Source organism: Propionivibrio dicarboxylicus (genome assembly GCF_900099695.1).
Lineage (GTDB): Bacteria > Pseudomonadota > Gammaproteobacteria > Burkholderiales > Rhodocyclaceae > Propionivibrio > Propionivibrio dicarboxylicus.
The window spans coordinates 1-5,461 of the sequence record NZ_FNCY01000039.1; the positions used below are offsets into that span (position 1 = coordinate 1).

Here is a 5,461-nt window from a genome sequence, read left to right on the forward strand (position 1 = left end):
AAAAAACCCCAATCTTAGGTAGATTGGGGTTTTTTGGTATGGGGAGCCTGGCGGTGACCTACTTTCGCACACGGGAAGTGCACTATCATCGGCGCAACTTTGTTTCACGGTCCTGTTCGGGATGGGAAGGGGTGGGTCCAAAGCGCTATGGCCGCCAAGCATAACTTGTTCGCTCGTCGCTGGTTAAAGCGCCGAACGCAAAATCGGAAGAAGGTGGTATTGGTTGTGATTGTATCTTGAACAAACGGTGTTGCTTAAGGTTATAGGATCAAGCCTCACGGGCAATTAGTATCAGTTAGCTTAACGCATTACTGCGCTTCCACACCTGACCTATCAACGTTGTGGTCTTCAACGACCCTTTAGGGGGATTAAATCCCCAGGGAAATCTCATCTTAAGGCGAGTTTCACGCTTAGATGCTTTCAGCGTTTATCTCTTCCAGACTTAGCTACCCGGCGATACGACTGGCGTCATAACCGGTACACCAGAGGTCTGTCCACTCCGGTCCTCTCGTACTAGGAGCAGGTCCCTTCAAATTTCCAGCGCCCACGGCAGATAGGGACCAAACTGTCTCACGACGTTTTAAACCCAGCTCACGTACCACTTTAAATGGCGAACAGCCATACCCTTGGGACCGGCTACAGCCCCAGGATGTGATGAGCCGACATCGAGGTGCCAAACACCGCCGTCGATATGAACTCTTGGGCGGTATCAGCCTGTTATCCCCAGAGTACCTTTTATCCGTTGAGCGATGGCCCTTCCATACAGAACCACCGGATCACTATGACCTACTTTCGTATCTGCTCGACTTGTGGGTCTCGCAGTTAAGCACGCTTATGCCATTGCACTATTAGCACGATGTCCGACCGTACCTAGCGTACCTTCGTACTCCTCCGTTACTCTTTGGGAGGAGACCGCCCCAGTCAAACTGCCCACCATACACGGTCCCAGACCTGGATTCACAGGCCATGGTTAGAACCTCAAACAAACCAGGGTGGTATTTCAAGGTCGGCTCCACCGGAACTAGCGTCCCGGCTTCAAAGCCTCCCACCTATCCTACACAGATCGGTTCAAAGTCCAATGTAAAGCTACAGTAAAGGTTCATGGGGTCTTTCCGTCTAGCCGCGGGGAGATTGCATCTTCACAAACATTTCAACTTCGCTGAGTCTCGGGAGGAGACAGTGTGGCCATCGTTACGCCATTCGTGCAGGTCGGAACTTACCCGACAAGGAATTTCGCTACCTTAGGACCGTTATAGTTACGGCCGCCGTTTACCGGGGCTTCGATCAAGAGCTTGCACCCCATCACTTAACCTTCCGGCACCGGGCAGGCGTCACACCCTATACGTCCACTTTCGTGTTTGCAGAGTGCTGTGTTTTTATTAAACAGTCGCAGCCACCATTTCACTGCAACCCCATCGGCCTTCGAGAGTAAATCTCTACAACCTACCGGGGCGCACCTTATCCCGAAGTTACGGTGCTAATTTGCCGAGTTCCTTCTCCCGAGTTCTCTCAAGCGCCTTAGAATTCTCATCCTGCCCACCTGTGTCGGTTTGCGGTACGGTCTCTCTGTAACTGAAGCTTAGAGGCTTTTCTTGGAAGCATGGTATCAATCACTTCGCGGTACAAGACCACTCGTCATCACGCCTCATCTAAGCCCGGCGGATTTGCCTACCAGGCACGACTACACGCTTAAACCGGGACGTCCAACACCCGGCTGACCTAACCTTCTCCGTCCCCCCATCGCATTACAAAGAGGTACTGGAATATTAACCAGTTTCCCATCGACTACGCTTTTCAGCCTCGCCTTAGGGGCCGACTCACCCTGCGCCGATGAACGTTGCGCAGGAAACCTTGGGCTTTCGGCGAGGGAGCTTTTCACTCCCTTTATCGCTACTCATGTCAGCATTCGCACTTCTGATACCTCCAGCATCCCTCTCGAGACACCTTCAACGGCCTACAGAACGCTCTCCTACCATATGTACAAAGTACATATCCGCGATTTCGGTGCATAGTTTGAGCCCCGTTACATCTTCCGCGCAGGACGACTCGACCAGTGAGCTATTACGCTTTCTTTAAAGGATGGCTGCTTCTAAGCCAACCTCCTGGCTGTCTGAGCCTTCCCACCTCGTTTCCCACTTAACTATGTCTTGGGGACCTTAATCGGCGGTCTGGGTTGTTTCCCTCTCGACACCGGACGTTAGCACCCGATGTCTGTCTCCCAAGCTCGCACTCAACGGTATTCGGAGTTTGCAATGGTTTGGTAAGTCGCGATGACCCCCTAGCCATAACAGTGCTCTACCCCCGTCGGTGATACTTGAGGCACTACCTAAATAGTTTTCGGAGAGAACCAGCTATCTCCGGATTTGTTTAGCCTTTCACCCCTATCCACAGCTCATCCCCTAACTTTTCAACGTTAGTGGGTTCGGACCTCCAGTGCGTGTTACCGCACCTTCATCCTGGCCATGGATAGATCATCCGGTTTCGGGTCTACGCCCAGCAACTAATCGCCCTTATCAGACTCGGTTTCCCTACGCCTCCCCTATTCGGTTAAGCTCGCTACTGAACGTAAGTCGCTGACCCATTATACAAAAGGTACGCAGTCACCCCTTACGAGGCTCCCACTGTTTGTATGCATGCGGTTTCAGGATCTATTTCACTCCCCTCCCGGGGTTCTTTTCGCCTTTCCCTCACGGTACTAGTTCACTATCGGTCGATGTCGAGTATTTAGCCTTGGAGGATGGTCCCCCCATGTTCAGACAGGGTTTCACGTGCCCCGCCCTACTTTTCGCAAGCTCAGTACCATGACCGGGTTTTCGCGTACGGGACTTTCACCCACTACGGTGCCACTTTCCAGAGGCTTCCGCTAACGCAGTCATTATCACTTGCAGGCTCCTCCCATTTCGCTCGCCACTACTTTGGGAATCTCGGTTGATTTCTTTTCCTCGAGCTACTTAGATGTTTCAGTTCACTCGGTTCGCCTCCTGAACCTATGTATTCAGTTCAGGATACTCCTTGCGGAGTGGGTTTCCCCATTCGGACATCTCTGGATCAAAGCTTCATTGCCAGCTCCCCAGAGCTTTTCGCAGGCTTGCACGTCCTTCTTCGCCTGACATCGCCAAGGCATCCACCACATGCACTTATTCGCTTGATCCTATAACCTTAAGCTCTCTTTCAAGAACCTAATGCTACAGGCAACTCGTTTGTGCAAATTCTTGCTAGCTGTAACAAGAATTCGATGCAATCACAACCGTATCGCTGGCTATTGCTTGTCGGCAACCAGCGATACAACCTTCTTCCATTTTGTTAAAGAGCTAACAGACTTACTGACCAAGGGTCAGAAGACAATACTCATCCAGCACTGTCTTGTGACTCCTGTTCCCTACCAAGATTTTGGTGGAGGATGACGGGATCGAACCGACGACCCCCTGCTTGCAAAGCAGGTGCTCTCCCAGCTGAGCTAATCCCCCGGCAAAAATTCCATACCGCAGAACTTCTACATATCCCGATCGACCTGGTGGGTCTGGTTGGAATCGAACCAACGACCCCCGCCTTATCAAGACGATGCTCTAACCGACTGAGCTACAGACCCCCGTCTGTTATTACCCTGGACAACTGATAGGTTGTGAGTTCTTGACCTCAATTCGCTCTAGAAAGGAGGTGATCCAGCCGCAGGTTCCCCTACGGCTACCTTGTTACGACTTCACCCCAGTCACGAACCCTGCCGTGGTAATCGCCCCCCTTGCGGTTAGGCTAACTACTTCTGGCAGAACCCGCTCCCATGGTGTGACGGGCGGTGTGTACAAGACCCGGGAACGTATTCACCGCGGCATGCTGATCCGCGATTACTAGCGATTCCGACTTCATGCAGTCGAGTTGCAGACTGCAATCCGGACTACGATCGGCTTTCTGAGATTAGCTCCCCCTCGCGGGTTGGCAACCCTCTGAACCGACCATTGTATGACGTGTGAAGCCCTACCCATAAGGGCCATGAGGACTTGACGTCATCCCCACCTTCCTCCGGTTTGTCACCGGCAGTCTCATTAAAGTGCCCAACTTAATGATGGCAATTAACGACAAGGGTTGCGCTCGTTGCGGGACTTAACCCAACATCTCACGACACGAGCTGACGACAGCCATGCAGCACCTGTGTTCAGGCTCCCTTTCGGGCACCCCCAGATCTCTCCAGGGTTCCTGACATGTCAAGGGTAGGTAAGGTTTTTCGCGTTGCATCGAATTAATCCACATCATCCACCGCTTGTGCGGGTCCCCGTCAATTCCTTTGAGTTTTAGCCTTGCGGCCGTACTCCCCAGGCGGTCAACTTCACGCGTTAGCTACGACACTAAAAGGTTTAACCCTTCCAACATCCAGTTGACATCGTTTAGGGCGTGGACTACCAGGGTATCTAATCCTGTTTGCTCCCCACGCTTTCGTGCATGAGCGTCAGTAGTAGCCCAGGGGGCTGCCTTCGCCATCGGTATTCCTCCACATCTCTACGCATTTCACTGCTACACGTGGAATTCTACCCCCCTCTGCTACACTCTAGCCTTGCAGTCTCAAATGCAGTTCCCAGGTTGAGCCCGGGGATTTCACATCTGACTTACAAAACCGCCTGCGCACGCTTTACGCCCAGTAATTCCGATTAACGCTCGCACCCTACGTATTACCGCGGCTGCTGGCACGTAGTTAGCCGGTGCTTATTCTTCAGGTACCGTCATCTGCCCAGGGTATTAGCCCAGACCATTTCTTCCCTGACAAAAGAGCTTTACAACCCGAAGGCCTTCTTCACTCACGCGGCATGGCTGGATCAGGGTTGCCCCCATTGTCCAAAATTCCCCACTGCTGCCTCCCGTAGGAGTCTGGGCCGTGTCTCAGTCCCAGTGTGGCGGATCATCCTCTCAGACCCGCTACGGATCGTCGCCTTGGTGAGCCTTTACCTCACCAACTAGCTAATCCGACATCGGCCGCTCCGAAAGCACGAGGTCCGAAGATCCCCCGCTTTCCTGCTCACAGAATATGCGGTATTAGCGTAACTTTCGCTACGTTATCCCCCACTTCCGGGTACGTTCCGATGCATTACTCACCCGTTCGCCACTCGCCACCAGGTGCAAGCACCCGTGCTGCCGTTCGACTTGCATGTGTAAGGCATGCCGCCAGCGTTCAATCTGAGCCAGGATCAAACTCTTCAGTTCAATCTCTGTTTAAACTCTCGCTTGACGTCCTGCAGATCCTCTCAGACCCACAGACTTTTTACATCGTGCGAGTTACTTCATCTTTTTAGCTCAAGCACCTAAATGCTTGCATCAAGACCAAGAACCCACACCTATCAATTGTCCAATTTTTAAAGAGCGTACTTCTTACCGCTTGCTTTCCCTTCACCGCCGAAGCAGCGAAGGCGCGCATTATACAGCCTTCAAACTACCTGTCAATCACTTTCTAAAACAAAAAAGCAATTAACTAAAA

2 tRNA genes and 3 rRNA genes are annotated in these 5,461 nt (G+C 52.2%); all 5 read right to left on the bottom strand.

The features are described from left to right. Nucleotides 1-45 precede the first annotated feature (45 nt). The 5 genes from rrf to BLR25_RS20770 all read right to left on the bottom strand — a co-directional run bounded on the left by rrf (nt 46) and on the right by BLR25_RS20770 (nt 5,190). Nucleotides 46-159 (bottom strand): 5S ribosomal RNA (gene rrf, locus BLR25_RS20750). Between the two features lie 105 nt (nt 160-264). Further along, nucleotides 265-3,151: ribosomal RNA gene (locus tag BLR25_RS20755) — 23S ribosomal RNA — on the bottom strand. A 240-nt stretch (nt 3,152-3,391) separates the two neighbouring features. Further along, nucleotides 3,392-3,467, bottom strand: a tRNA-Ala gene (locus BLR25_RS20760). Nucleotides 3,468-3,512: 45 nt separating this feature from the next. Beyond that, nucleotides 3,513-3,589, bottom strand: a tRNA-Ile gene (locus tag BLR25_RS20765). Between the two features lie 61 nt (nt 3,590-3,650). Further along, nucleotides 3,651-5,190, bottom strand: a 16S ribosomal RNA gene (locus BLR25_RS20770). Together the 16S, 23S and 5S rRNA genes with 2 tRNA genes alongside form the textbook arrangement of a ribosomal RNA operon. Between the last annotated feature and the right edge of the window lie 271 nt (nt 5,191-5,461).